Annotated in this window: 21 protein-coding genes; 12 read left to right on the forward strand and 9 right to left on the reverse strand. The window is 63.3% G+C overall.

The genetic code is table 11. From position 1 onward, the window contains the following. Positions 1-187: 187 nt before the first annotated feature. Positions 188-574: a hypothetical protein gene (locus tag E4631_RS07025; protein ID WP_133658740.1), complete on the reverse strand. Its 387-nt coding sequence runs from the start codon at positions 572-574 to the stop codon at positions 188-190. A 228-nt stretch (positions 575-802) separates the two neighbouring features. Continuing rightward, positions 803-2,014, reverse strand: coding sequence for a proline dehydrogenase family protein (locus E4631_RS07030; protein ID WP_133658739.1), 1,212 nt, complete (start codon positions 2,012-2,014; stop codon positions 803-805). 182 nt (positions 2,015-2,196) lie between these two features. On the opposite strand from E4631_RS07030, the gene E4631_RS07035 reads away from it, so the two are divergent. Beyond that, positions 2,197-3,330 carry a chorismate mutase gene (locus E4631_RS07035; protein WP_133658738.1) on the forward strand — a complete coding sequence of 378 codons (1,134 nt, stop codon included), beginning with the start codon at positions 2,197-2,199 and terminating at the stop codon, positions 3,328-3,330. A 15-nt stretch (positions 3,331-3,345) separates the two neighbouring features. Here E4631_RS07035 and E4631_RS07040 read toward each other — a convergent pair whose 3' ends face one another. After that, the gene (locus tag E4631_RS07040; protein WP_133658737.1) at positions 3,346-3,759 is read right to left on the reverse strand and encodes a hypothetical protein; all 414 of its coding nucleotides are present in this window, start codon (positions 3,757-3,759) and stop codon (positions 3,346-3,348) included. A 20-nt stretch (positions 3,760-3,779) separates the two neighbouring features. Then, positions 3,780-4,253 (reverse strand): hypothetical protein, encoded by a 474-nt coding sequence (locus E4631_RS07045; RefSeq protein ID WP_133658736.1) that lies wholly within the window; start codon positions 4,251-4,253, stop codon positions 3,780-3,782. Positions 4,254-4,406: 153 nt separating this feature from the next. On the opposite strand from E4631_RS07045, the gene aroB reads away from it, so the two are divergent. The 6 genes from aroB (at position 4,407) to E4631_RS07075 (ending at position 12,474) form a co-directional block, all read left to right on the forward strand. Next, positions 4,407-5,444: a 3-dehydroquinate synthase gene (gene aroB / locus E4631_RS07050; RefSeq protein WP_133658735.1), complete on the forward strand. Its 1,038-nt coding sequence runs from the start codon at positions 4,407-4,409 to the stop codon at positions 5,442-5,444. A gap of 120 nt (positions 5,445-5,564) precedes the next feature. After that, complete coding sequence (locus E4631_RS07055; RefSeq protein WP_133658734.1) at positions 5,565-6,812, forward strand: 3-phosphoshikimate 1-carboxyvinyltransferase; 1,248 nt, start codon at positions 5,565-5,567, stop codon at positions 6,810-6,812. A gap of 93 nt (positions 6,813-6,905) precedes the next feature. Next, complete coding sequence (locus E4631_RS07060) at positions 6,906-9,632, forward strand: trehalase family glycosidase (RefSeq protein WP_133658733.1); 2,727 nt, start codon at positions 6,906-6,908, stop codon at positions 9,630-9,632. Positions 9,633-9,770: 138 nt separating this feature from the next. After that, entirely contained in the window at positions 9,771-10,028 is a 258-nt protein-coding gene (locus E4631_RS07065; RefSeq protein ID WP_068335980.1) for a hypothetical protein, read from the forward strand. A 2-nt stretch (positions 10,029-10,030) separates the two neighbouring features. Further along, the gene (locus tag E4631_RS07070; protein WP_240734715.1) at positions 10,031-11,119 is read left to right on the forward strand and encodes an ABC transporter permease; all 1,089 of its coding nucleotides are present in this window, start codon (positions 10,031-10,033) and stop codon (positions 11,117-11,119) included. A 104-nt stretch (positions 11,120-11,223) separates the two neighbouring features. Next, a complete protein-coding gene (locus E4631_RS07075) occupies positions 11,224-12,474 on the forward strand; it encodes a PP2C family protein-serine/threonine phosphatase (RefSeq protein WP_133658732.1) in 1,251 nt (416 codons plus the stop codon). Between the two features lie 75 nt (positions 12,475-12,549). Here E4631_RS07075 and E4631_RS07080 read toward each other — a convergent pair whose 3' ends face one another. Then, complete coding sequence (locus E4631_RS07080) at positions 12,550-14,007, reverse strand: O-antigen ligase (protein ID WP_133658731.1); 1,458 nt, start codon at positions 14,005-14,007, stop codon at positions 12,550-12,552. Positions 14,008-14,079: 72 nt separating this feature from the next. Further along, positions 14,080-15,150, reverse strand: coding sequence for a hypothetical protein (locus E4631_RS07085; protein ID WP_166648172.1), 1,071 nt, complete (start codon positions 15,148-15,150; stop codon positions 14,080-14,082). A 181-nt stretch (positions 15,151-15,331) separates the two neighbouring features. On the opposite strand from E4631_RS07085, the gene E4631_RS07090 reads away from it, so the two are divergent. From E4631_RS07090 to E4631_RS07100, 3 genes are all read left to right on the forward strand, one after another. Beyond that, positions 15,332-16,714, forward strand: a complete 1,383-nt coding sequence (locus tag E4631_RS07090) for a lipopolysaccharide biosynthesis protein (RefSeq protein WP_133658729.1) — start codon at positions 15,332-15,334, stop codon at positions 16,712-16,714. A gap of 95 nt (positions 16,715-16,809) precedes the next feature. Further along, a complete protein-coding gene (locus E4631_RS07095) occupies positions 16,810-17,970 on the forward strand; it encodes a glycosyltransferase family 1 protein (protein WP_133658728.1) in 1,161 nt (386 codons plus the stop codon). A gap of 128 nt (positions 17,971-18,098) precedes the next feature. Next, positions 18,099-18,692, forward strand: coding sequence for a hypothetical protein (locus E4631_RS07100; protein WP_133658727.1), 594 nt, complete (start codon positions 18,099-18,101; stop codon positions 18,690-18,692). Positions 18,693-18,707: 15 nt separating this feature from the next. Here the strand turns inward: E4631_RS07100 and E4631_RS07105 are convergent, their stop codons facing one another. Further along, positions 18,708-19,094, reverse strand: a complete 387-nt coding sequence (locus E4631_RS07105; RefSeq protein ID WP_133658726.1) for a hypothetical protein — start codon at positions 19,092-19,094, stop codon at positions 18,708-18,710. A 250-nt stretch (positions 19,095-19,344) separates the two neighbouring features. Between E4631_RS07105 and E4631_RS07110 the strand changes: the two genes are divergently transcribed. Together E4631_RS07110 and E4631_RS07115 are read left to right on the forward strand one after the other, a co-directional pair. Continuing rightward, positions 19,345-19,680 (forward strand): HNH endonuclease, encoded by a 336-nt coding sequence (locus E4631_RS07110; protein ID WP_240734717.1) that lies wholly within the window; start codon positions 19,345-19,347, stop codon positions 19,678-19,680. Between the two features lie 74 nt (positions 19,681-19,754). Continuing rightward, a complete protein-coding gene (locus E4631_RS07115) occupies positions 19,755-20,846 on the forward strand; it encodes a DUF6687 family protein (RefSeq protein ID WP_240734719.1) in 1,092 nt (363 codons plus the stop codon). A 67-nt stretch (positions 20,847-20,913) separates the two neighbouring features. On the opposite strand, the gene E4631_RS07120 is transcribed toward E4631_RS07115, so the two are convergent. Continuing rightward, positions 20,914-24,639, reverse strand: coding sequence for an AAA family ATPase (locus tag E4631_RS07120; protein ID WP_133658725.1), 3,726 nt, complete (start codon positions 24,637-24,639; stop codon positions 20,914-20,916). Between the two features lie 150 nt (positions 24,640-24,789). Beyond that, the gene (locus E4631_RS07125; protein WP_133658724.1) at positions 24,790-26,058 is read right to left on the reverse strand and encodes an exonuclease SbcCD subunit D C-terminal domain-containing protein; all 1,269 of its coding nucleotides are present in this window, start codon (positions 26,056-26,058) and stop codon (positions 24,790-24,792) included. Positions 26,059-26,085: the final 27 nt, after the last annotated feature.

The following is a 26,085-nucleotide window of genomic DNA, read 5'->3' on the forward strand; positions in this document are numbered from 1 at the left end:
ATTTAGATTAAATGTCGCCAGAACCAACTGTTCGGCTTCATGTACTTTAACGGCAACACCCGAGAGTTGGTTACGCGCTGATAGGAGGCTTTCTGAGTTGGTTCTGCTGCCGGGGGGTAGGGCACAAAAAAGACCCTGGCTGTAGTCAGGGTCTTATTAATCATGCTAAGAGCCAGTTAGCTAATAGCTACTGTTGCGCGAGGTTTAGTGCGTACTGCGCGTAGTTGTCTTCTTCCTGCCAAAACTCGCGGCAATCTTTTATTAAATTCTTTAGAAAGTTCTCGTCTTGCTTCAGGCTACGCCACTCACCCATGCCCAGGCGCTCGCACAGCTTATAGAAGTTATCGCCCTGGCCTTTGGAGCCCGGCACGCGCACCAGGCAGCTCAGCAGGGGCCGGCCGGCCGCGTGTTCTTCGGTCGATATTTCGGCGAGTATTTCGTTGAGGCGCGATTTCTCGTGCGAGATTTCCAGGTTCAAGCCCAACTCGGCTTCCTGCACCAGCGTGAGGTAGCTGACCGTACCGGCCTGCTGCCGGGCATAGCGAATAAGGTAATGGCGAAGGCGAATAATCATGGAGAATATAGGGGGTAGACAACGTTAAAAACCCGCATGCGGCGCGTAGTCAACGTTATATAATACGAAGGTGAGCACGTAGGCGGATTGCTGCTGGGCCTAGCCGGCCCCTAAGCTACTGCCCGAGCCTCGGCGACTGGCTGCGCAACCACTCACCAGAAGAGCCCAAAAACCGCGCCGACGTTGCAGGTAAGTCCGTCCCTCGCCCACTATTTTCGGGGGGTAGGGCTAGCTGCGGCCCTTGCGGCGGCGCAACTCTTTCTGAATCAGTAAAAATTCGCGGCTGCTTTGGCCGGCGATGGCGGTATTTTCGTTGGCCCGGCGCAGCAAGTAGGGCATTACGGCTTCCACGGGGCCGTAGGGCACGTACTTGGCGGTGCGGTAGCCCGCGTGGGCCAGGTTGTAGCTCAGGTTATCGCTCATGCCGTAGAGCTGGGCAAACCACACGCGCTCATCGCCGGGCGCCAGGTTGGCCTGCTGCATCAACTGGGTCAGCAGCAAAGAGCTGGCTTCGTTGTGCGTACCGGCGCACAGGCTGATACGGTCAATATGGTTTACGCAGTAGCGCAGCGATTCGTTGTATAAGTCGTCAGTGGCCTGCTTGCTGGAGTTGATAGGGGTAGCGTGGCCGCGCTGCTTGGCCACGCGGGCTTCCTTCTCCATGTAAGCGCCGCGTACCAGCTTCACGCCCAAGTAGTAGCCGCCGGCCACGGCGCGGTCGTGGGCCGCTTGCAGGGCCTCCAGCCGGTCGTGGCGGTAGAGCTGATACGTGTTCCAGACAATGGCGCGCTCCTGGTTATAGCGCTGCATCATGGTTTCGGTCAGCTCGTCGATGGTGTGCTGAAACCAGCTCTCTTCGGCATCCACAAACAGGCGCACGTCGTGCTGGTGGGCGCTGGCACACAACGCATCGAGCCGCTGCTGGCCGCGCTCAAATGCCGCCTGCTCGGGCGCGGTGAGGGCGGTGCCGGCCTGCATTTTTCCCAGCAGCGCCGTGGGCAGCAGGCCCGTCACCTTAAACACGGAGAACGGAATATTCGACGTAGTCGCAGCCATGGCAATGGTCGCCAGAATCTCGTCGCGGGTGCGGTCGAAGCTGCGGTCGTTGCCGGTGCCCTCCACCGAGTAGTCGAGGATGGTGCCGATGTGGTAGCGCCCCAGCTCAGCAATTACCGGCTGGCATTCCTGAATAGTTTCGCCGCCGCAAAACTGCTTGAAAATACTGTTCTTAATCAGAAACTTGGTGCCCGGAAAGCCCAGCTTGAGCGCCGACTGCATGAGGCTGCTTCCCACCTGCACCAGGCTGCCATTGTTCATGGCCGCAAACAGGGCGTACATCGTGCGCAGCTCACCATCCGACTTGGCCTCGAAGGCAATGCGGGTGTCTTCAAACGAGATGGGCGCCACGGGCGGAGCGGGCGCGGTGGGAGTAGTAGACATGGGGGCCAGAAAGCTGCGGGTGAATAGGATGGGGAGGGGTAGGACGAAGGTAACGCCCCCTGCTAAAACCTCGTTCGGCAGCCGCTGGTTACTTTTAGGGTTACAAAGTAGCGTGGGCTCTGCGAGCCCGCGCGTAAGTCGTTCTATGCGCGGGCTCGCAGAGCCCACGCTACAATTCATAAATGGAAAAAAGCACCGCTACCGCCAACACGTATTTCACCCGCCTGCTGGCGGCCAAAGGCCAACCCTTTATTATTGCCGGCCCCTGCTCGGCCGAGTCCGAAGCGCAAGTCCTGACGGTGGCCCGCGCCCTCAAAGCCGCCGGCCAGGCCGACATGTACCGCGCCGGCATCTGGAAGCCGCGCACCAAGCCCGGCGGCTTCGAAGGCATGGGCACCGCCGCGCTGCCCTGGCTGCAAGCCGCCCGCGCCGAAACCGGCCTGCCCATGTGCATTGAGGTAGCTACCCCCAAGCACGTAGAAGAAGCTCTCAAGCACGGCATCGACGTGCTCTGGATTGGGGCGCGCACCACCGTGAACCCCTTCGCGGTGCAGGAGCTGGCCGATGCGCTGGCCGGCACCGGCGTGCCCGTGATGGTGAAAAACCCCGTCAACCCCGACCTCGCGCTTTGGATTGGTGCGCTAGAGCGGCTGGAGCGGGCCGGTATTACCGATTTGGCGGCTATTCACCGGGGGTTCAGTGCGTTTGGGCCCTCGCGCTACCGCAACGCGCCCACCTGGGCCATCCCCATTGAGCTGAAAACGCGCTACCCCGAGCTGCCGCTCATCAACGACCCCAGCCACATCGGCGGCTCGCGCGATTTGCTGCTGCCCATCGCCCAAAAGGCGCTCGACCTCGACTACGATGGCCTCATCATCGAGACGCACCCCGACCCCGACCACGCCCTGAGCGACGCCGCCCAGCAGGTGACGCCCGCCCGCCTGCAAGAAATTCTGAGCGAGCTGAAGTACCGCTACCGCAGCTCCGACAACGCCGACTACCGCAACAAAGCCGAGGAGCTGCGCCAGAAAATGGACACCGCCGACCACGAAATCCTCGAAATGCTGGCCCGCCGCATGGCCCTCATTCAGGAGCTGGCCGAGTACAAGAAGGAGAACAACGTGAAGATTTTGCAGCTCGAACGCTGGCAGGAAATCTTCAAAACCCGCCCCGAGTGGGGTAGGAAGCTCAATATCGACGAAAAATTTGTGGGCGAGCTCTATAAGCTCATCCACATCGAAAGTATTCGCCAGCAAACCGAGGTGCTCAACGGCCGCTCTATCGACGGGCCCGTGAACCTGGGGCCGGGCCTGTAGGCGGGGGTAGGGCGGCTACTGGCGCTGGTAGGTATACCTAGGCCCGTCGGCCGCACTGCACTGGTCAATAACCAGCGTATTGTTGGCGAGGCTATAGGCGCCTTTGGGCACGTACACGTTGGCTGCCGAGGCCGTGAGCGTGATAAATGGCACCATATCGTTGGCCGAGCAATTGGCACCCTGGCTGGTGGCGTAGGTGCCCGCCGCCGCCAAGGTGCCGTTGCGGAAGAGCTTAAAGTGCTGGCTGGTGTCGAGCATCAGCACCTCATTGGGCACGGGTTGGCCAGCGGGGCAGAAGCACTGCAAGTTGGTAAGCCGCCAGGTGCCCGCCAGCTCATCGGAGAGGGCGGGCGCGGGCGAGTCGCTGTCGTGCTGGCAGCCGCTGAGGCTGGCAGCTAGTAAAATGCTGGCGTAGAGTAGTTTGTTCATAGTAAGGGGGGTAGGGAAAATCACTCGGCAACCCAATGATACGTTTCGTAGGCCCCGCCATCGACGCAGGCATCTTCGCCTGTGATGCTGAGTACCTGCTGGCCATTTTGCTGACTGACGGCGTAAGTCTTGCGCTCGTTGTTCGGCAGCTTTTCCTCATTGGTCGAATACGTGATAATAGGAAAACTAGCCTGTTTATAGCCACAACGCGGCAGCGGCCCCATGGAAAGCTGGTAGCTGGTGCGGTAGTCGCCCTGCCCACTGCGGCGCAACAATAGCTGCTCACCTGACCCAAATACCAGCTGGCGGGTGTAGCCCTCGGTGGCGGGGCTGCGGTTGCCGGCCCAGTTCAACGTCGAGCGGTCCCACTCCCAGTGGCCGGTGCTCAGCGCCAGCTCGTCGTAGTTGCTGGGTCGAATGTCGGCGTCGTGCTGGCAGCTAGCGGCCAGCTGCGACGCCGCCAGCAAGGCAGCGCAGCGCAAAAGTTTGTTCATAAGAAACTGGGAGAATGCAAGGAAAGCGTGGGATACCTATGTAGAGCGCCGCCAGCCAGAAATCGTTGCACGGCGGGCCGGCAAAAATGCTTAGGCCGGCCCGCCGTTTATTTGCACCTGCTTACTGTTTAGCTCACCCGCGACGTTTTTGCTTTGAATACTCCGCCCATCATTGGCCCCGCCGCCCTCCCCGCCCTGGCCGAGCTCCTGCGCGAGGCCCCGCCCAGCCGCCTCTTCGTACTGGCCGATACCAACACGGCGCGCGACTGCTACCCCCCCCTGCGCGCCCAACTACCGCCGCACGAGTTGCTGACCATCGCGGCCGGCGAGGAGCACAAAACGCTGGCTACCTGCACCGATGTCTGGGCCTGGCTCACCGTGCACCACGCCGACCGCCACGCCCTGCTCGTGTGCCTGGGCGGGGGGGTAGTGACGGACCTCGGCGGTTTTTGCGCCGCTACCTACAAGCGTGGCCTGCGCTGCGTGGGCGTGCCCACCACGCTGCTGGCCCAGGTCGATGCCGCGGTAGGGGGTAAGACGGGGGTTGATTTTCAGGGCTTTAAAAACCATATCGGCGTGTTTCAGGAGCCGGAGGCGGTGTTCATGGACCCCGCTTTTCTGGCCACGCTGCCGGCCGGCGAGCTGCGCTCGGGCTACGCCGAGGTTATCAAGCACGCGCTCATTGCTGATACGGCCGCCTTCGCCGAGCTGCGCGGACTGCGCGTGTCGGATGTGTCTGATTGGACGCCCATTATCCGCCACTCAGTCGCCATCAAGGAAGCTATCGTGGCCCAGGACCCGCACGAAAGCGGCCCGCGTAAGCTGCTCAACTTTGGCCACACCATCGGCCACGCCCTCGAAAGCTACCTGCTGGCCCAGCCCGGCCGCGTCGTGCGCCACGGCGAAGCCGTGGCGGCGGGCCTGGTGGCCGAAAGCTGGCTCTCGGCCGAGCGCGGCCTGCTCACGGCCGACGAGCTGGCCCAGGTGCGGGGGGTAGTAAATGCGTCATTCGAGCCGCTACGCTTCGCCGAAAATGAGATTGCCGAAATCGCCGCCTACGCGCTGCACGACAAGAAAAACCGGGGCGACAGCATCAAGTGCACGTTGCTACAGGGCATCGGGCACGGCATTTTTGACCAAGCCGTGACGATAGCCGAAATCAGCGACGCCCTGCGGGCATATGCCGCGTAGGGTAAGCTTTGGCTTGCCGCAAGTGGTTTAATAAGAATTCATTAGTATTGAAGGACCGGCTTTAGCTTTCCGCTCATCACGTTAAGAAGGCGAGCTAAAGCTTACCCTACACTGTTTTATATGACAACTCAACAACTGCGCTGGCCGGGCGGCCCACTGGGCGGCACGGCCCACCTGCCAGCCTCCAAAAGCGAAGCCAACCGTGCCCTGCTGCTCCAGCGCCTGGCCGGCGGCGGCACCCTCACCAACCTCTCCGAAGCCAACGACACCGTGCTGATGCAGCGCCTGCTAGGCCAAGCCGCCGGCACCGACCTGCTCGACGCCCAAGACGCCGGCACCGTCATGCGCTTCATGACCGCCTACCTGGCCGTAACCGGCTGGCGCGGCACCCTCACCGGCGCGGCCCGCATGAAGCAGCGGCCCATCGGCATTTTGGTCGATGCGCTGCGTGCGCTCGGGGCTGCTATTGAGTACGTTGAAAAGGAAGGCTACCCGCCCTTGCGCTTCACTGGGGGGGGTAGGGCGGCGGGCGCTACCGCCGAGCTGGCCGTGCGCGGCGATATCAGCAGCCAGTACATTTCGGCGCTACTGATGGTGGCGCCCATGCTGCCCGGCGGCTTGCGCCTGCGTCTTACCGGCGAAGTTGGTTCGCGGCCGTATATTAAAATGACCCTCAAGCTGATGCGGCACTTCGGAGCCACGGCTACCGAGGTGGGCCGCGACGAGATTGAGGTGCAAGCCGGCGGCTACCGCCCGGCCGACTACCAGGTGGAAAGCGACTGGTCGGCGGCCAGCTACTGGTACGCGCTGCTGGCACTGGCCCCGGCGGGCTCCAGCCTGGTGCTGCCCGGCCTGCGCGAAAAATCGTGGCAGGGCGACCACGTTATCCAGATTATTATGCGGCCGCTGGGGGTAGCCACCGAGTTTTTGGCCGATGGCAGCGGGGCGCGCCTCACGCAGGTGCCCCCCAACCCGGTGCCTGCCCACGCGCCCACCATCAACTTTACCGACTGCCCCGACCTGGCCCAAACCGTGGCCGTAGTAGCCGCCGCCCTGGGCCGCCCCCTACGCCTCACGGGCCTGCACAGCCTACGTATCAAGGAAACCGACCGCATCGCGGCTATCCAGACCGAGCTGCGCAAGTTCGGGGCCGATATGCCCGAGGTAGAGCCCGGCGTATTTGAAGTGCAGTCGGCTGGTTTCAAAGTTGACGGACAAGTAGTTGATACCTACGACGACCACCGCATGGCGATGGCCTTCGCGCCGCTGGCCATGCGCGGCCCGCTGGCCGTGCACGACCCGCTGGTGGTGCGCAAGTCCTACCCCAGCTTCTGGCGCGCATTAGCGGCGGTGGGGATGGCGGAGTAGATTGAGCAGTAGCGCGAACTTTGTAGTTCGCGCTACTACCCACCGCTGAGGCCAAGCCAGGATAGGAGCGTAAAAGACTATAATCTTCTCATAATGAGTTACTACGAGGTCGTCGCCGTGCTACTTGCCAGCGGCCTGCTGCTGGCCAGCTGTCAGTCGAAGCCCGGCGCGGGCGAAACCGCTGGTGCCACCCCAGCCGGCGCCCTGTGGCACTCCGACGCTTACACGCTGTACCGCGACAGCGTGACGCAGGGTGCCAACCACGCCCGCGCCACTTCGCCCACTGCCCTCACGTCGAACTACCGCAGCCCGGCCAACGAGACGCAAAGCCCGCTTATCGCCTTCAAATTCAGCCTCAACGGCAAGGATAACGAGCTGGCGCCCGGCCAGGATAACACGTACCTGGCCCTACCCCCCGCCGCCGGCACCACGCTCGAAACGCCCGTCATCGTCTTCGGCCAGCGCTCCGTGGACCCGCGACCCGTGCCCAGCGGCGTATACCTGGCGCCCAATACGCCCCTCAAAATCCGGCTGGACCTGCGGCCCGTGCTGGAGGCTTTCAAAAAGCAGGGCTTCTACACTACTTATAAGGGCGAAAAGCTTTATAAGCAAGACTTTAAGAAGGTGTTCGTGGCCGGTGAGCAGGCCCCGCTGAGCTGGGATTTCGACAACCTCGTGAACAAGCCCGAGCTGGAAATGCACGACCCCGACGGCGACGGCATCTACGAGGTGACGCTGATGCTCAACGCGCCGGCCGATACCAAAACCACCGCCCAGCAGTGGCAAAAAACCCTCAAAACCGACGACTTTCCGCAGTATAAGTCGGACTATCCGCTGGCCGACGCGCTCTACAACCTGGCCCTCGAAGAGGCCCGCCGCGCCGTGGAGCCCGACAGCACCTTCCGCACCGGCAAGGAGTGGGCGGGCGTCTGGACACGCGACATCAGCTACTCTATCATCCTGGCCCAGGCCACGTTGCAGCCGCGCTCAGCCATGAAAAGCCTGCTGCGCAAGGTGAGCCCCGAGGGCCGCATCATCCAGGATACGGGCACCGGCGGCGCCTACCCCTGCTCCACCGACCGGGTTATCTGGGCCGTGGCCGCCTGGGAAATCTACAAGGTGACCGGCGACGATGCGTGGCTCAAGAAGGTGTACCCGATTATCCAGAAATCGCTGGCCGACGACGCGCAGAACGTGTACGACCCCGCCACCGGCTTAGCGCGCGGCGAGTCGTCGTTTCTCGACTGGCGCGAGCAGACCTACCCCCGCTGGATGCAGCCGGCCGACATCTACGAGAGTGAAAACCTGGGTACCAACGCCGTTCATTTTCAGGCCAATACCGTGCTGGCCCTCATGGCCCGGCAGCTCGGCCACGCCGATGTAGCCGCGCAGCACGAGCAGGTGGCGGCCAAGATGAAAGCCGCCATCAACCAGCACCTGTGGCAGGAAAAGGCCGGCTACTACGCGCAGTACCGCTACGGCCGGCTGTTTCCGGTGCTCTCGCCGCGGGCCGAGGCGCTGGGCGAGGCCCTGAGCGTGTACTTCGGCGTGGCGGAGGGGGGTAGGGCTGCGCAAGTGGTGGCCAGCACGCCCACCGTGCCCTTCGGCATTTCGTGTATTTACCCCCAGATTCCGGGCATTCCGCCTTACCATAATGACGCGGTGTGGCCCTTCGTGCAGACCTTCTGGGCGCTGGCCGCCGCCAAGGCCGGCAACGAGGCCTCGCTCACGGAAAGCATCGCCGCCATCTACCGCCCGGCGGCGTTGTTTTTGACGAATAAAGAGAACTTCGTGGCCGAAAACGGCGACTTTGCCGGCACCCAGATTAACTCCAGCAACATGCTCTGGAGCCTGTCGGGTAGCCTGGGTTTAGTGTACAAAATCCTGTTCGGGATGCACTACGAGGCCGACCGGCTCGTCTTTCAGCCCTTCGTGCCGCAGGCCTTCCAGGGCAGCCGCTCGCTCACCAATTTCACCTACCGAAAAGCGGTGCTGGACATTGACCTGCAAGGCTTTGGCAACGCGATAAAAACCATTACGCTTGATGGCAAGGAGCTAGCCGGCGCGGCCGTGCCGGCCACCCTCACCGGCCGCCACCAGGTGCGCATCGTGCTCAGCAGCCAGGCCCCGGCCGCGGCCAAAACCAACCGCGTCGCCAATGCCTACTCGCCCGAAACGCCGCAGGTGACCCTCGCCAACGGCCACCTCAGCTGGCCCGCCATCAAAGACGCCCAAACCTACCGCGTGCTGCTGAATGGCCAGCCCGTAAATGCCAGCGGCGCGCTCACCTACGCCGTGCCCGCCGGCGCCCCCGCCTACGCCGAGTACCAGGTTGTGGCCATCGATAACAAAGGCTTGGAGTCCTTTGCCAGCGAGCCGCTGCCCGTGACCACTGCCGCCACCGAGGTTCAGCTCGAAACCGTGGCCCCCGCCGCCGCCTACGCCTACAAAGGCTTTAGCGGCAAGGGCTTCGTAGAAACAAGCACTGCTAAAAACACCGTGCTCCGCATTCCGGTGACGGTGGCCGAGGACGGTATGTACGCCGTGGATTTCCGCTACGCCAACGGCAACGGCCCCATCAACACCAATAACAAGTGCGCCATCCGCACGCTGCGCAACGGCCCGGCCCAGCTCGGCACCATCGTGCTGCCCCAGCGCGGTGTGGACGAGTGGTCGAACTGGGGCTTCACCAACGCCGTGCGGGTGCAGTTGCCCAAAGGCACGACGACCCTCACCCTGGCCTACGAGCCGGCCAACACCAACATGAACGGCGCCGTGAATCAAGCCATGCTCGACTACTTGCGCCTGCGCAAGCTGTAAAACGGAGTGGTACTCCGTTTCCGGTCACGCAATTCGCAACAGATAACGAAATGATGCTCCGTTCCACAACCACTACCCCCCACATCTTGCGCAACGACGAACGGAGTGCCACGCTGTTCTACCTTACTTTTGCTCCCCATGACGGACGCTGAATTTGACCTGCTCGACGAGCTATATTTCGTAACGCCATTTCGGGTGCTGCTCGAAAAAACCGGCCGGCCCGCCGCCGAGCTCCTCCCGGTGCTCGGCCACCTGCTGGAGCGCGGCCTGGTGCGCTACTACTGGCCCGACCCCGACACCGAGCTGGCCTACGAGCCCACCTCCTTCGGCGCGCTGGGCCAGGATGCCAGCTACCTGGCCTCGAAAGAGGGCCTGCTGCAGCACAACACCCGCTAGCCGTGGCCGCCGTGCCCCTGGCCCCCGACGTGCTCCCCGCCGGCCTCGACTCGGCGGTGGTGGTGCCGCCCCCGGTGCGCACGCCCGGCTACTACGTGCGCCAGCGCCTGTGGGCCAACCGCCCGGCGGTGGCCGGGCTGGTGTTTATCGGCCTGTGCGCGCTGGTGGCGCTGCTCGGCTACTGGGTGCTGCCCGACAACTCGCCCGATGCCAACAACGGCCTGGTGCAGCTGCAAAAGCAGCCGCCCGGCTTCGTGGCCACCATCTACCAGCGGCCCGACCCCAACGCCCTACCCCCCGGTAATGCCCTGGAGGTGTGGCTATATGGCCGCCCGCCCCAGCTAAAAGATGCGGTAGCCCTTCCCAACGAACAACAAAAAACCGACAACCAACAACGAATAACCCGCCGCTACTGGCTGGGCACCGACAAGGCCGGGCGCGACGAGCTGAGCCGGCTGCTGCTGGGCACGCGCATCTCGCTGGGCATTGGGCTGGTGGCGGTGCTCATCTCGTTGGCGCTGGGGGTGGGGGTAGGGGCTACGGCCGGCTACTTCGGCGGATGGATAGACAGTGTGCTGCTGGGCCTGATGACGGTGGTATGGAGCATTCCCGGCATTATGCTGGTCATTGGTATTTCCTTAGCTTTGGATAGTAAAGGCGTATGGGTCAGCTTTGTAGCTGTGGGCCTGACCATGTGGGTCGATGTGGCGCGGGTGGTGCGTGGGCAGGTGCTGGGGCTGCGCTCGGCCACGTTTATCGAGGCCGGCCGGGTGCTGGGGCTGCCCACCTGGCGGCTCATCTTCGTGCACTTGCTGCCCAACCTGCGCGGGCCGCTCATTGTGCTGGCTACCAGCAACTTTGCCGCCGCTATTCTGCTTGAGGCGGGCCTGAGCTTTCTGGGCCTGGGCGTGCAGCCGCCGGCCCCCAGCTGGGGCCTCATGGTGAAGGAGGGCTACGACCTGCTCGGCACCGAGGCGGGCCTGTGGCTAACTGCGTTACCTGGGCTAGCCATCAGCTTGTTAGTGCTGAGCTTTAACGTGCTAGGCAATGCCCTGCGCGATGCCTTCGACCCTAAAACGCAGCTGACCTGAAATAGTGGGAGGCAAGTTGGGCTTCCGGCCGTATTATTGTAGCTGTCGCTGTACGCCTGGCGGCCTCCTTTGCTACCGAGTTAGTACTCATTCATTCTGCCTTTATGCCCCAAACCGCTGAAATTGCGGGCCTCGAAAAACGCCTTTTCCTAAAGGAGCGGGAGCTAGGGGCGCTGCTGGAGATTACGCAAGCTATGACCCACGACTCGGTGGAGGCTGATTTATATAAGATTTACCAGTTCACGCTGATTGGGCAACTAGGGGTGCGGCGGCTGGCGCTGTACGTGCTGGAAGAGGGCGTTTTTAAGCTGAAGATTAATTTCGGGACCGCCCTACCCCCCAACTCGCACCTTTTACCCGCCGAGGTAGCAAAGTGGTGCATTGATGTGCCCTGCCCGGTCAAAAACCTGGGGCTAGGGCCAACCTGGCAAAACTTCGAATTGCTGGTGCCGGTGCGCCGCCGCGACATCGTGCAGGCCCTCGTATTTGTGGGCACGGTGCACGGCGACTACGCTAGCAGCGAGGCCCTTGCGTTTCTGGAAACGCTGAGCAACATCCTGCTTGGGGCCGTGGCCAACCTGCGCCTGGCCCGCCAGCGCGAGGCCCTGCTGGTAGCCGAAGCCGCCGTGCGCCGCGAAATTGAGATTGCCCAGCAGGTGCAGCAGCTGCTGTTTCCGCAGCACCTGCCTAATAATGCGCACTACGCCCTGCACGCCACTTACCAGCCGCACACGGAAGTAGGCGGCGACTACTACGACGTAGTCGAGATTGATGCCCACCGCCTGCTGGTGTGCGTGGCCGATGTGAGCGGCAAGGGCGTGCCCGCCTCCCTGCTGATGTCCAACTTCCAGGCCGGGCTGCGCACGCTGCTGCGCCAGGGTATCAACCTGGCCACCACCGTGCGCGAGCTCAATTACCTGCTGTTTCGCAATTCGGGCGGCGAGAAGTTTATCACGGCTTTCCTGGCCATTTACGACCGCCGTACGCGGGTGCTCGAATACGTAAATGCTGGCCACAACGACCCGCTGCTGCTGCCTGATACCGGCCCACCCGAACTGTTGCACGACGGCACCATCATGCTGGGTATCATGGACGAGCTGCCCATGCTCAAGGTCGGGCTAACGGTGATGCCGCCGCGCTCCCTGCTGTTTGCCTACACCGATGGCCTCACGGAAGTATTTAATAATCAGCAGGAAGAGTTTGGCGAAGCCGGTGTGCTGCGCGCCCTCACCCGCAACCGCTACCTGCCCCTGCCCGGCCTGCACCAGGAATTGCTGCGCTGCATCTGCGAGTTCAACAGCAACGGCGACCGCTTCGACGACGACGTAACCATGCTAAGCCTGAGAGTGAAATAGGGGGTAGGGTTATGAGTAAGGATAAAAAAGACCGTCGTGCTTCAACAAGCGGACGCCAGCTAAGCCCGACGGTCTTTAGTTATCCTCCTCGGTTAGCCACTTTTCGCTGCGGATAAGCACGGCCAGCGCCACGAAGAAGACGGAGCCGATTTTGTCGACTTCCACCAGCTCGTTGAGAAAGAGATGGGAGAGAATAATAACCAGCGACAGGCTCACGGCCAGCACTATCCGGCGCACCTCGGGCCGCTGCGCGCTGGCGTGGTAGAGGCGCTCGGCCGTGAGCAGCGCCGTGGCCACCAGCGCGCAAAATAGCGCAAAGCCCGGAATACCTTGCTCGGCCAGCGTCAGCAAAAAGTAATTGTGGGCCGTGGACTGCTCGAAGTTGTGGCTGACGTAGGTGCGAAAGCCTGACACCGTGTAGCGCTTGTACTCGGGGTAAAACGTGGCCGGGCCGCTGCCCACCAGGGGCTTGTCGGCAACCATGCGGGCGGCGGCCACCCAGCGGTACACCCGCTCCATGCCCGACACATCCTGGAGCGTGTAGGTCGATTCGAGGTGGGCCGCCAGGTTGTTGCCGTGCCAGATAGTCTTCTCGTAATCAGGCGCAAAGCGCATGAAATTATCGCCGCTCACAAAATACGTCACACTGCCCGCTACCCCCAGCGCTAGGCTCAGCAGCACTACCCGCGTGAGGCGCAGCCGCAGCACCCAATAGAAAAGGCCCGCCACTGGCAGCGACAGCCAAGAGGCGCGGGTGTATGACACAACCAACCCCACTAGCAGCACCCCGCCCGCCGCTAGCCACCAGCGCCGCCGCAGGGGGGTAGGGGCCTGCCCCGCCAGCCCCCAGGCCAGCGGCAGCAGTAAGGCCAGCACCGTGGCATAAATAACGTGGTTGCGGTAAAACGGCTGAATGGCCCAGTTGGTGAGCGCAAAGCTGAAGCCGGTGCTGGCGTGCCGCGGCAGCACCCAGGCCAGCGATGCTACTGCCGCCAACACGTAGCAGGCTGCCAGCCGCCAAAAATCGGCGGGCCGGCGCAGCAGCAGCAGGCTGCCCAGTAGAAAAGGCACCAGGTACCAGCACTTGGCCAGCACGTACTTGAAAGACCGTAGCTGATTAGTAGAGAAGCAGATATCTAACACCGACCACGCCAGCAGCAGCACCGGCAGCACCAGCAGCGGGTGCCGCCACTCGCGGCGCGTAAGCTGCCCCAGGCTGCCGGGGCCCAGCAGCAGCGCCAGCGGCACGCAGCCCAGCAGCAGCACCATCAGGGGCTCGGAGGGCACGTCCATGCTCAAGCTGCCGGGCAATGCCACCTCGTGCGAAAACGGCAGCGTCAGAAACAAGAGGTAGTACAGCCACTGCCAGCGCGTGAGCAGCAGCCCCAGGCCCAACACCGCCAGCGCCGGCAGCACCAGCATGGGCTGTTGCCGCAGGACCGCCAGCGCCCCACCCGCCACCAACAGGCCCACAAAGCCGACAAACAGCCATTGGCTGGTATCGGTAGGGCGCAGGCGCAGCAGCTTTTTCAATTATCAAGTATCAGTTAACAATCATCATTTATCAATTTCTAGGACGAACGGTTTTGGGTAAGTCCTGCATTGCTAATTGATGATTGCAGAGGGCCGGCGGTACAGCTCTAGCAGCAGAATGAAAAAGACCGACAGCGCCAGCGTCAGCAGCACCGAGCCCAGCACGATAACCGTGCGAAATGGTTTGCTCTTGCGGGTGGCGGGATAGGCTTTCTGCACCTGGTAGAGCGACGACACGCGGCTGGTGAGCGAGGTTTCGGCCTGTTCGTAGGCGCCCTGTGAGGCCACGTAGCGCGTCTGAATATCAGTTAGTCGGCTATTTAGCAGGTTTACCGAGTCGGTGCCCTGGGTCCAGCCTTCGAGGTTAATGGCGTTGCCGCCGTCGGCGCGAATCAGGCCATTGAGCGCCCGGCGCAGGCCCGATACGCTGCCGCCGCCGCCGCCCTCGGCCACGCGCAGCTCTTTTTCCGTCTCAATCACTTCTTTGGCCAGGTAGCGGCCCTGCTGCTCCAGCCCAAACACGCCGTAGCGGCGGCGGGCGCCCAGCAGCCGCTGCCGGGTGCGCTCGTAGCTGCGGCCCAGCTGCGCCGAGCGCTGCCGGTACAGCTCCAGCACGTTGCGGCGGTTTTCGAGGGTAAGCTGCTGGTTTACTGAGTCAATGGCCGCCACCATGGCATTGGCCACGGCCGCCGCCAGCTTCTTATCGTAGTCCTGAAACGTGAGCTCGATGGCATCGCGCTCGTTGTGCACAATACTCAGGTTACTATTAAATTCGCCCAGCACGGCGTTTTCCACCACATCGGAGCCCGGCTGGCCCATATTGTAGTGCTGGTAGAGGTTGAACCGCTTAATCATGAGCTCGGCCAGGGGTAGCGACTGGCCGATGGTCAGCACACGGTCCAGGTCTTCGGAGCGGGCGCCTATTTCCAGCTTCGAGCCCTCCACCAGGCGGTCAGGGTCAGTGCTTTGGGGCGAGGTGGGGAGAAATACCGCGGTGGAGCTATAAATATTGGGTAGCGCCCACGCCACCGCCGCACTCACCACGGTGGCCAGGCCCACAGCCAGAGCCAGCAGGTATTTCCAACGGTGAAAAACAGCCCGTAGGCCAGCAGCGGAGAAGGGTGGTAACGAATCGGGCGACATAAACTGGGAAAAGAGCGGCGGCTGCGGGGCTCGCCCAACGCGGCAACGGACAAAGATAAACCGCTGCCCGCCCCAGCCCGGCTTTACCTTTGCGTTTTCAATTGACCACGGGCCGCGCCCCTTTTTTCGCATCAAACGCTTTCTCGGTAATATCAGCCTGGCCGTCGTTCTCAACCTGCTGGTGAAGCCCGGTTGGGTGCTGCTCGAAAACGTCGTGCAGGACCGCATCGGCCACAGCGCATTTGGCCTGGTGGCGGCCTGCTCGGCCCTCACCATTGTGGTGGCCACCCTGGCCGACCTCGGCCTCACGCAGTTCACGGTGCAGCGCCTGGCCGCCGAGCCTGGCTTTGCCGACAGCGAGTTTCCGACGCTGCTGCCCATGCGCGGGCTACTCACGGTGGGCGCGCTGGGGCTGCTGCTGGCGGTGGGCTGGGGCCTGGGCTACCGCGGCGGCCAGCTCACGCTGCTGGCCGCGGTGGGGGTAGGGCTGCTGCTGACGCAGTACGGGCAGTTTTTGCGGGCCCCCGTGCAGGCCCGCCAGCACTTCAATACCGACGCCGTGCTCTCGGTGCTCGAAAAGCTGCTGGCTTTTGGGCTGGTGATGGGGCTGCTGCTGAGCGGGCAGCTGGAGCTGAGCAGCTACGTGGGGGCGCGGCTAGCGGCGGCGGCGTTCACGGCCATCCTGTTTTTTGGGCTGTTGCGGCGGCTGTTTGGGCGGCTGCCGCACCGCTGGCCCCGCCGGCGGGCGGCCAGAAAGCTGCTGCGGGGTAGCCTGCCGTTTGCCCTCATTGCCCTGCTCTACGGCATCAACGAGCGGGTCGATATGGTGCTGCTTGAGCGCCTGTCGTCGCCTACCCAGGCGGGCTACTACGCCGGCGCCTACCGCTGGCTCGACGCCGCCATGATGTACGCCTGGACGGTGCTACCCCTCTTTTTTGCCCGCTTTGCCCACGCCTCGGCCCGCCCGCGCGAGCTGCGCCAGCTGCTATGGTTGGGGCAGCGCATTGTGGCGGTGCCGCTGCTGCTGGTTGTGGCCTTCGTGTTGTTTCGGGGCGAAGTGCTGTTCTGGCAGTTCAGCCACAGCGATACGCATGCCCTCACGCGCATGACGCTCTGCCTGAAGGTGTTATTTCTAAATGTATTGGTGCACGCGTTTTGCGCCATCTACAGCACGTTGCTCACCAGCACCCGCCACCAGCGGGCCGTGAGTTGGCTGGTCACCTTCAGCATTCTCCTCAACATTGCCCTCAACCTGCTGCTGCTGCCGCGCCACGGGGCGCTGGCCGCCGCCGCCAACACGCTGCTGAGCGCCGTGGTGGTGTCGGTGGGCTACGTGTGGTTGGTGGCCCGGCGCATGGATATCGCCGTGCCCTGGCACATTCTTTCCCGGCTGGCCCTGGCGTTTGGCCTGCTGTGCGGCGGCTGGTTCCTTGCCCAAACGTACCTTACCCTGGCCTGGTGGCTCGAAACCGGCCTGATGAGTCTATTCTTTGCCGCGCTGCTACCCCTCACCGGCCTCGTGCAGCGCCGCGAGCTCAAGTTTCTTCGGGTTCCTGGTTTTTAGGTTTCGAATACCTATATGCTTGCGATAGCTAACTTTCAAATTAGGAACCAGGAACCTAAAAACCAGGAACTTGAAAGAATTAGGAACCCAAAAAGATGCATATCGCCGTTACGACCCGCTTTTTACTCCCCGGCGGCCACCTCGAAGGGCTGGGTCGTTACACCTTCGAAACGCTGAGCTGCCTGGTGCGGCAGCACCCGGAGTGCACTTTTCACTTCCTCTTTGACCGCGAATACGACCCGCGCTACCTGCTGGCGCCCAACGTAGTGCCGCACGTGCTGGCCCCGCCCGCCCGCCACGTGCTGCTGCTGGTGGCCTGGTACGAAAGCGCGGTAGCCCGGTGGCTGCGGCGGCACCGGCCCGCCGTGCTGCTCTCGCCCGAAGGCTTCACGGTGCTGAATACGCGGGTGCCGCGGGTGCTGGTGGTGCATGACCTGGCCTACCTGCACCGCCCGCAGGACGTGAGCGGCTTGGTGCGGCGCTACTACGCCTGGTTTGCGCCGCGCTGGGCCCGTGCCGCCACGCAGCTGGTGGCCGTGTCCGACACCACGCGGCAGGATGTGGCCCGGCAGTATGGCCTACCCCCCGCCCGCATTCGGGTGGCGCCCAATGCTCCGGCCGCGCATTTTGTGCCCCAAACGAGGGAGCAGCAAGCCGCCACGCGGGCCCGCTTTAGCCAGGGGCAGCCGTATTTTTTGTTTGTGGGGGCCTTGCAGCCGCGCAAGAATCTGGCAAATCTGCTGCGGGCCTTCGGGCAGTTCCGGGCCGTGGGGGGGGGTAGGGCGGCCGAGGTGCGCCTGCTGCTGGTGGGCCGCGAGGCCTGGCAGACGGGCCCCATCTTCGAGGCCTACCAGCAGCTGCCGCCCGCCACGCAGGCCGCCGTGCAGTTTACGGGCCGCGTGAGCGAGGCCGACCTGGCGGCCCTCTATGCGGCGGCGCTGGCCACCGCCTACGTGCCTTTTTTCGAAGGCTTTGGCCTGCCCGTAGTCGAGGCCCAGGCCAGCGGCTGCCCGGTGCTCACGTCCAGCCTGTCGTCCTTGCCCGAGGTATCGGGGGGGCCAGCCGCCGCGCTGCTCTGCGACCCACACCAGCCGGCTGCCATTGCCGATGGCCTGCGCCAACTGGCGCAAGACGCGGCCCTGCGCGACCAACTGCGCACGGCTGGCCTGGCCAATGCCGCCCGCTACAGCTGGGCCCGCAGCGCCGAGGTGCTGTGGCAGGCAATAAGGGCAGCATTACCAACCAGTAATGAATGACGAATATTCAGTGTGAGATAAGGACGCTCTTTTGTGCACCTAACCGCGTAACGGGTATAATTTGCGGTTCCTATTGCTCACAGACTACAAGTAATCACCTGCCAGTAGTTACTGGTTACTAAAAAAACATGGCTCGCCCGCACCCGTATCATTTTGCTTACACCATGCTGCCCCAGCTGGTATGGCGCCGCCCGGCCGCCGTGCGCCGCGAGCTAAACGACCCCCTGCTGGCCCGCGAGCTGCTGCTGTACATCTGGGACAAAGCCGCCGAAAGCCTACCCCCCCGCGAGCGCGTGCCGCCGCGCGGCCTGCACCTGAGCTGGCACCGGGTGGCCGGCCGGGCTACTGCCCTGCTTCAGCTGCCGTCGCCGCAGGCCACCGGCGAGGCCCATCTGGCGGCCATCGTGTACGAGCAGGCGGAGGTTGACCCCAACGACCACTCGCGCATTCCCGACGAAGATGAGGACGACGATGACCTCGATACCGAGCCCGACGATGCCGTGCCACGCTATTTTTTGCTCGAAGCTGCCCTGGGCCGCAGCCCCGATGAGGCCGGCACGCCCACTATGCTCGGCGAGCTGCGAGCCGAGCACCACCATCACCACGCGGCCGGCCCGCCCGCGGGCCGGCCCGATACCGCCGGGCGCTTTTTGCAAGCCCTGGCCGACCTGCTGGGCCCCCTGCCCGACGATGTGCCCTTTATGCGCGTGGTGCGGGGGTAGTGGGCCCAGGCCGCCTTATTCTTTCTTGCCGATTACCGTTACGTCGTTGCCCACCTCGGGGAAAGCAAAGTGGCCGCTCACGGCTTTCTTGCCATTTACGCGGCACTCCCAGGTGTAGCGGCCCGGCGTGGGCTGCGCGGCCAGGCCTTGCAGATTTTTGAAATAATCGGGGTCGCTGGGCTCGGTCGGAAACAAGACGTCGAGGCCACTTTCCCCTTTGGCTACTTGCTTGGTGAGCATAAACTCTTGCCCGGAACGTTCGTTAGTGACAATAAATACCGCTGTATAGCCGCCCAGCGCGTTATACTTGTCGAGCACCCCCAGCTTAATGTAGGGGGTAGTCGATACCATCCAGGTTTGGGCCTTGGCAGCGGGGGCCGCAAGCGAAAGTGCAACTAGCAAGGCACCCCCAGCGAGCGGCCGCAGCCAGGATGGAGCAGAGAACGGAGTAAAAAACAAGGCCATCGTGAAAAAATTATAGTTTAAAGAAAGTAAATGATGAAGTTGATTTGCTGATACTTAAATGTTGGTAAACGGGGGTCAAGATAGCTATGCAGCGTCTAAGTGCGCAACTTTTAGCAATAAAAACTTACCCTCATAATTTACAGCAGTTAAGAAATAGGTTTAGTAGTCATTCGTTTTGTCCTAACTTATGCGCCGTCGTCAACAACGCCAGCAGGCTGCCGCCGAAGCTGCTACTCGTGCCCAGCAGGCCACTACTACCGAGTGTGGCCTGTGCCAGCGCGCAGTGCAGCACACTACCCGCCACCATCTGGTGCCCCGCGAAGAGGGCGGTCGCTACGGCGCTATCGTTGAGCTGTGCCAGCCGTGCCACAGCAGCGTCCACCGTTTTCTGAGCAACCGTGAGCTGGCGCGCCAGTACCCCACCGTGGAGGCCCTGCGCGCCGCCGAAGCCCTGCAAGGCTACCTCGGCTGGATTAGCAAAAACAAAGTAGAGAAAATCCGCAATCGACGGGGTGCGAAGTGAGGGGTAGCTGTCAGCGCAAATGCGAGGTCTTGCTAACAACCAGCTACCGCATAACGTCCGTAATCCGTTTACTTTTGAATGACTACAGTATGAGCAGGGAGCAGGTAGGGGAGGCGTGGTATTTTGTGCCGTTTGGGCAGCTGCGGCAGCAGCCTACGATAGTGGTGGACAGCACCGGGCTGGGCGCGGCCCTCACGCTGGCGCACTGGCGCGGGGCCGCTACCCCCCTCGCCCTGCGCGACGATACCAGCGCTGGCTCGTGCCTGCGGGCCCTGCATGCGCCCACCACGCCGGGCTTGGCAGCGCGGGCCGTCACGGCCAATCACTTTGATATTGACGGCTTTGTGGGCGTGTGGGCGCTGCTGAACCCGGCGTTGGCGCTGGCCCAGGAAGAGTTGCTGCGCCTGGTGGCCACGCTGGGTGACTTTCGCGAAATCGATTGGCAGCACCCGCTCGCCGACCACGCCTTGCAACTGGTGTGCTGGCTGAATGCGGAGGAAAAAGCCCGCTTCTACGAGCCCTTCGGCGCGCCTGCCCGGCGGCGGCGCGAAGACGAGGCTTCGGCCGAAAAATTTGCCTGGTTTCTGCCGCGCTTCGCGGAAATCCTGACGGACCCAGCCGCCGGCCGCGCCGCCTGGCAGCCCGAATATGAGCGGGTAAAGCTAGCTGTAGCAGCTCTGCGAGGGCCTCTAACGCAGCGCACCGACTACCCCGAAATTGGCCTGGCGGTCGTTCGCACGCCCGCGCCGGTGCCGTACTACGCCTTGTTTGGCCCCACGGCGGGCTTCGACTGGGTGCTGAGCCTCTACGACGGCCAGCGCTACGAGCTGGAGTGCAAATACACCACTTGGATTGACCTGGCCAGCCGGCCCACGCTGCCGCGCCTACCCCTGCCCGCGCTTGCCAACCGCCTCAACGAGCTGGAAACGAGTAATTACCGCTGGGCCGCCGACCCGCTCACCGATACTGGCCCGCTGCTGCGCCTGGCCGGCCGCCGTCTCTCCAAAGCCGAACGCTACGCCGACCCCGACGGCCGGCCCATCTACGCCTCCAGCCTGGCGCCGGGGGTAGTGGAAGCCGAAGTAGTGGCCTTTCTAACCAAAAGCTACGTCGGCATTCAGCCGAAAAGCTACTGGACCTGGGCCGAAGTGCGAAGTGTAGGGTAAGCTTTAGCTTGCCGTTTTATCACTTGAAATCAAAAAATAAGCAACCAGCGGCAAGCTAAAGCTTACCCTACACGTTGCATTCCAGTTCGTTGCCGACCACGTCCACTACGCGCACGGTGCTGTTGCCGCCGGCGCCGGGCTGCACCCGAATCTGGGTACCGATGCGCTCCTTGAGGTCGGCCACGTGCGAGATGATGCCAATCATCTTGCCCGAATGCTGCAGGCGCTCCAGCGCATCGAGGGCCGTGTTGAGTGAGTCGGGGTCGAGCGTGCCGAATCCTTCATCAATAAACAAGGACTCGATGCGGGCTTTGTAGCCGGCCAGCTCGCTCAGGCCCAGCGCCAGCGCCAGGCTGACGAGGAAGCTTTCGCCGCCCGAGAGCGAGGCCATCGGGCGCACAGTATCGGCTTGGTCATGGTCGATTATCTGCAGCTCCAGGTTGCGGTTGGGCGTTTTGAGGATGGTGTAGCGGTTGGTGAGCTGCTGCAGGCGCAGGTTGGCCAGGCGGGCTAGGTGGCTGAGCGTGAGGCCCTGGGCAAACTGGCTGAACTTGTCGCCCCGCGCCGAGCCGATTTGCTCGGCCAGGTCTTGCCAGCGCTGCTGCTCCTGCTGGCGCAGCTGCAACTCGCGTAAGCCTTCGGCCTGCTGCTGACGGGCTTCATCGTCTTGGGTAAGCTGGCTGCCAGCGGCCCCAATGCGCTGGTTAAGCTTTTCATTCTCATTATTAAGCTGCGCAAGTTCGGCCGTGAGGGCAGCAGTCGAAATCGGGGTGAGGGCGGCCTCCTGGTGGTGAGCCAAGTCGGCGGCCAGCTTGACTTGCAGTTGCTGGCTGGCCTGTTGGTCGGTGAGGTGGCGCTGGCGGCGCTGGGCAAGCTGCCGGGCGTCGGTTTCGGGCAATAGTAGCGCCTGCGCTTCGGCAGTAGTAGTAAAGCCAGCAGCGGCAAGGGCAGTAGCTAATTCTGCCTGGCGAACCTGGTAATCAGCCTGGTGGCGTTGCAGGTCTTCCTTGCGTTGCGCTATTTTTTCGCTCGTGCCTTTTAGTAGCAGCTGCTGTTGCTGGAGAGATGTTTCGGCACGGTGCAGGGCCTGGGTTACTTGCTGCGTGGTCTGGTGCAGGCGCTCCTGCTCAGCGGCGGGGTCGGGGCCGTCATAGCTCATTCGGCGGGTAGTGCGCTGCGCCTCAATAGCTTGTTGCTCGTCGTGCAGGGACTCGGCGTCGGCTTTCAATTTAGCTTCATTTTTAGCCAGCATATCAGCACGCACGGCCTGCGCTTTTTGCAGCGCGTCCAAGTCGCTTTGGCTCTTATCCAGTGCCTGACTACGAATTTGATACTTTTCAGCGCGGTCAGTCAACGTGGAAAGCACCCCGCCATACGCCTGCGAGGTGGCTGGCAGGCGCAGTTGGTGCGGAGCTAACAGGCTTTGAATAACAGCTCGATAATTAGCGGCTTGCTCGCGTATATCGACGAGCTCGGCATCTATAGGTTGAAGCGTTTGCTTAGCCTGCAAGTGGCGGGTGCCGGCGCGTTGGCCTTCTTCCTGTGCCTGGGCCAGCCGCACGCCGGCCGCCGTGTGCTCCGCCTTCAGCTGGGCCAGTTCCTCGGTAAGCGTTGTGAGGCGTCGGCGACCCTTATCGGTGGCAGCTTGCTTCTCGGTAGTTTCGGCCAATAGTTGGCTAACGGCGTCCGGGTCGGCCGGGTCGGGGAGGGGTAGGACAAGCGTGGCGGCCAGCTCCGTAGCCTGCGTGCGCGCCAGGGTAGCGGCGGCCAGGGCCTCGTCGTAGCGGGCCAGGCGCTGCTGCTGGGCGTAGCGTAGGCGGGCCAGCTCCTGGCCAGCGCTGGTTAGTTCTTCATGCAGGCGGGCTACGGCATTTTTTTGCCCCTCTACGCGCTGCTCCTGCTCGTCGGCATCGGCCGCAAAGTCGGCGGTAAACGCGTGCTCGGTCGCCCCGCAGAGCGCACAGGCTTGGCCGGGCCGCAGATGCTGGCGGTGGCTGTTGAGGTCAGCCAGGGCTTGCTGGGTGCGCAACTCGCGCTGATAGCTTTCAAGCAGGCGCTGGCCATCGGTGTGGCGCTGTTCGAGGTGCGCAAACGCGGTTTCGGCGGTAGCCAAGCCGAGGGTGGCCTGCGTATGCTCTTGCGTCAGCGTATGAGCGCGGGCAGTGTGTTCGTGGGCAGCCTGCGCTTGGGGCAGCAGCCGTTGCAACAGGCCCAAGTGGGCCGTGAGGGTAGCCGCGTGCTGGTCCAGCGCGGCCGCATCAGTGCCGCGAAGCAGGGTAGTAACTTCTTCGCGGCAAGGGCGACCCTGCTCTACCAGCACGCGCTGCTTTTGCTGCGCCTCGCTGGCGGCCAACTCATGCCGCTGCCGCTCGGCCGTAGCATCGGCTAATAGCTTGAGCTGCGCTTTCTGCTGCGCTTCGAGGGTGGCTAGTTGGGTATTTACCGTTTCTAAATCAAGTATTTGTCGATTTATTTCCGCTAGTTCACTCGTCAAGTCCCGTTCGTGGTGGTGAGCGGCCAGCCACGCTCGTAGCTCGGTCTGCTTGTCTTGCTGCCGGGTCAGTTCGCTGGCTTGGGTGTGGTGCCAGGCGGCCTGCTCGGCCTTGTGGGCAGATTGGTCGCGGTCGTGGGCAGCACATTTTTTAGTTAGCTGACCCTGGTTTGCCCGGATAGTCGTATCCTGTTCCAGCGCCACTTGTAACACGGGGCGTAGGCGCTCGGCCTCCAGCTGCGCGGCAGCTTGGCGAGTGGCGGCCGTGGCGTGTGCCCCGCTGGCTTCGTTAGTGGCGGCGAGTAGGGTAGGGAGTTGTTGCTCAAGCTGCGCCAGCGCCTCCATGTCGCGACGCAACTCCTGCTGGGCCTGCTCATGCAGCACCAAGGCATTGGATAAAGCCGGGGCGGCGGCGCGCTCGTGGTCGGCGAGGCGCGCAAAAGTGGGCTGCAAGGCCTTATCATCCGCTTGAAGCTGAATGGCTTGCTGCGCCGCTTCTGTTAGCAGCCTGTCGAGCTGGTCGAGGATAGTGCGCCAAGCCAGGCAGGTGCTTAGCTCCTGCTGGTGGTCATATATTCCCTGCGCCTCCAAGTCCAATATATCAAGTAGTTGGGTGAGGCGCTGGCGCTCGTCGTCAGGCAGCAAGCGGGTAGCGTTCAGAGAAGCTTCGAGCAGCTTGGTTTTTTGCTCCTCCTCCTTGGCTTTCTCAAATGCTGCCACCGACAGCTGCGAGTAGATGCCCACGTTGGTCATCTTTTCGAGTAGGGCGCTGCGCTCGCGCTCCGGCGCGTGCAGGAAGCGCGCAAACTTGCCCTGGCTCAGCAGCACGGCCTGCTCAAACTGCCCAAAGTCAAGCCCCGACAGCTCGCCCACCTTGGCCGGCACGGCTTCCTTGCCGCTCACCACGGCTTCGCCCGAAGGGCTGAGCACCAGCGACATGGCATCCTGACCCAGGCTGCCTTTGTCCTCGCCGCGGGTTTTGCGCTTCACCTGCCAGCGCGAGCGGTAGCGCACGCGCTGCGTGAGGCCGGTGTCGGCGTTGGTTTCGTGCACTTCAAATTCCACTTCCGACCAAGCCTCCGGCGCGTGGCGGCTCACCATCTCGCCCACCTGGCGGTCGTGGCGCGGCACCCGGCCGTAGAGGCCCACCGCGATGGCGTCGAGCAACGTGCTTTTGCCCGCACCCGTGGGCCCCGTGATGGCAAACAAGCCCGTGTCGGCCAGCGGCGCCGCATCGAACCGGATGAGGTAGGGGCCCGGCAGCGAGTTGAGGTTGGCAAAGCGCAGGCTGATAATCTTCATACCCTAAAATTACGCCCCTACCCGCCAAAATAGCCGGTAGGGGCGCAGTCTTTAGCGTTGCTGATAGCCTTGACTTGGCTGGCGCCGGGGGGTAGGGGCCTGCTGGCGGCGAGCATCTTCGGCCTAAAAAAAGACGCATCTACTTCGTTCTCACCCCTCACTCGCATTTCCGCCCCAGGCCTGCGGGTCAGCCTCGGCCAGCAGCTGGCGCAGCTCCTGAAAGGTGGCCGTCAGGGCCGCCGCCCGCTCGGGAGGTAGGCCGGCTACGCGGCGGCTGAATACCTCCTCCACCGTCAATTCGTGCAGGTGCTCGATGGGCGTGACGACCTCGGCCGCCATGCCGGGAGCATCGGTGAGGCGCTGGTGGCGTGCGCCACGCGGGGCCAGCACGTGGTCGCGGCGCTCCTTGAGCACGGCCTGTATGCGGCGCTGCACCTCGGTGGGCGCCTCGTCGGAGCGCACCAGCACGTCGGCCCAGGCCACCAGGCTAAAGGCTTCGTTATCAAAGGCCAGAATAGTGGCCTCCACTTCTTCCAGCTCACCGTGGAAGCGCTGCAGGCGGCGCGCCACCGGCACGGCCAGTGGCGTAATAACCGGCGGCCCCGCGCCCGCAAAGTCGAGCAGCAGCACTTGCTGCTTGTCATCAGCCTCGGTAAACGACAGCGGCACCGGCGAACCCGAATACCGGATGCGCGCCTGGCCGCCCACCACTTGCGGCCGGTGCAGGTGGCCCAGCGCCACGTAGTCGAACGCGGCCGGGAAGTGCTCGGCGGCAATCACGCCCAGCCCGCCAATGTGCACGTCGCGCTCGGCACCTTCGCGGGCCTCGCCGCCGGCCGCGTAGAGGTGGCCGGTAGCCAGCACCGGCACGTCCTGTTCGCGCAGGCCGCGTACCAACTCGTGGTCGCTCAGTAGCTTATAATGGCCCGCGATGCTGTCGCGCACGCGCAGCTGGCGCTCGTCGGGCGTTTCGCCGGCCACGGCCAGGCGTAGGTCGCGGTCGCGCAAAAAGGGCACGGCGCACACCACGAGCGCGGCCCGGCCGTCGGGCCCGGCCAGCGTGATAATCTGCTCGGCCGGGTCGGCGGGCACGCCCCCGATAACGTGGATGCGCAGCGCTCGCAGCAGCCGGCGGCTGGCATTGAGCAGGGTAGGGGAGTCGTGGTTGCCGCCCACCACCACAATATCGCGGCAGCTGGTGCCTTGCATCCGCACCAAAAAATCGTAGTACAGTTCCTGAGCCGCGTGTGAGGGGGTGGTGGTGTCGAATACGTCGCCGGCCAGCACTAGTGCCCCTACCCCCTCGGTTTGTACCGTAGTCAGCAGCCAGTCGAGAAAGGCGCGCTGCTCGGTCAGGCGCTCGTTGCCGGTGAGAAAATGCTGGCCGAGGTGCCAGTCGGCGGTGTGCAGTACGCGCATAAAACTAGGAGGGAAGCCGCAAAATTA

This window comes from Hymenobacter sp. UV11 (assembly GCF_004684095.1).
In the GTDB taxonomy this organism is placed as follows: Bacteria; Bacteroidota; Bacteroidia; order Cytophagales; family Hymenobacteraceae; genus Hymenobacter.

Bases quoted from the DNA above. Each gene is read 5' to 3' on its own strand.
- E4631_RS07025 (WP_133658740.1), bottom strand. From the start codon at position 574: ATGATTATTCGCCTTCGCCATTACCTTATTCGCTATGCCCGGCAGCAG.
- E4631_RS07030 (WP_133658739.1), bottom strand. From the start codon at position 2,014: ATGTCTACTACTCCCACCGCGCCCGCTCCGCCCGTGGCGCCCATCTCG.
- E4631_RS07035 (WP_133658738.1), top strand. From the start codon at position 2,197: ATGGAAAAAAGCACCGCTACCGCCAACACGTATTTCACCCGCCTGCTG.
- E4631_RS07040 (WP_133658737.1), bottom strand. From the start codon at position 3,759: ATGAACAAACTACTCTACGCCAGCATTTTACTAGCTGCCAGCCTCAGC.
- E4631_RS07045 (WP_133658736.1), bottom strand. From the start codon at position 4,253: ATGAACAAACTTTTGCGCTGCGCTGCCTTGCTGGCGGCGTCGCAGCTG.
- E4631_RS07055 (WP_133658734.1), top strand. From the start codon at position 5,565: ATGACAACTCAACAACTGCGCTGGCCGGGCGGCCCACTGGGCGGCACG.
- E4631_RS07060 (WP_133658733.1), top strand. From the start codon at position 6,906: ATGAGTTACTACGAGGTCGTCGCCGTGCTACTTGCCAGCGGCCTGCTG.
- E4631_RS07065 (WP_068335980.1), top strand. From the start codon at position 9,771: ATGACGGACGCTGAATTTGACCTGCTCGACGAGCTATATTTCGTAACG.
- E4631_RS07075 (WP_133658732.1), top strand. From the start codon at position 11,224: ATGCCCCAAACCGCTGAAATTGCGGGCCTCGAAAAACGCCTTTTCCTA.
- E4631_RS07085 (WP_166648172.1), bottom strand. From the start codon at position 15,150: ATGTCGCCCGATTCGTTACCACCCTTCTCCGCTGCTGGCCTACGGGCT.
- E4631_RS07095 (WP_133658728.1), top strand. From the start codon at position 16,810: ATGCATATCGCCGTTACGACCCGCTTTTTACTCCCCGGCGGCCACCTC.
- E4631_RS07100 (WP_133658727.1), top strand. From the start codon at position 18,099: ATGGCTCGCCCGCACCCGTATCATTTTGCTTACACCATGCTGCCCCAG.
- E4631_RS07110 (WP_240734717.1), top strand. From the start codon at position 19,345: ATGCGCCGTCGTCAACAACGCCAGCAGGCTGCCGCCGAAGCTGCTACT.
- E4631_RS07120 (WP_133658725.1), bottom strand. From the start codon at position 24,639: ATGAAGATTATCAGCCTGCGCTTTGCCAACCTCAACTCGCTGCCGGGC.
- E4631_RS07125 (WP_133658724.1), bottom strand. From the start codon at position 26,058: ATGCGCGTACTGCACACCGCCGACTGGCACCTCGGCCAGCATTTTCTC.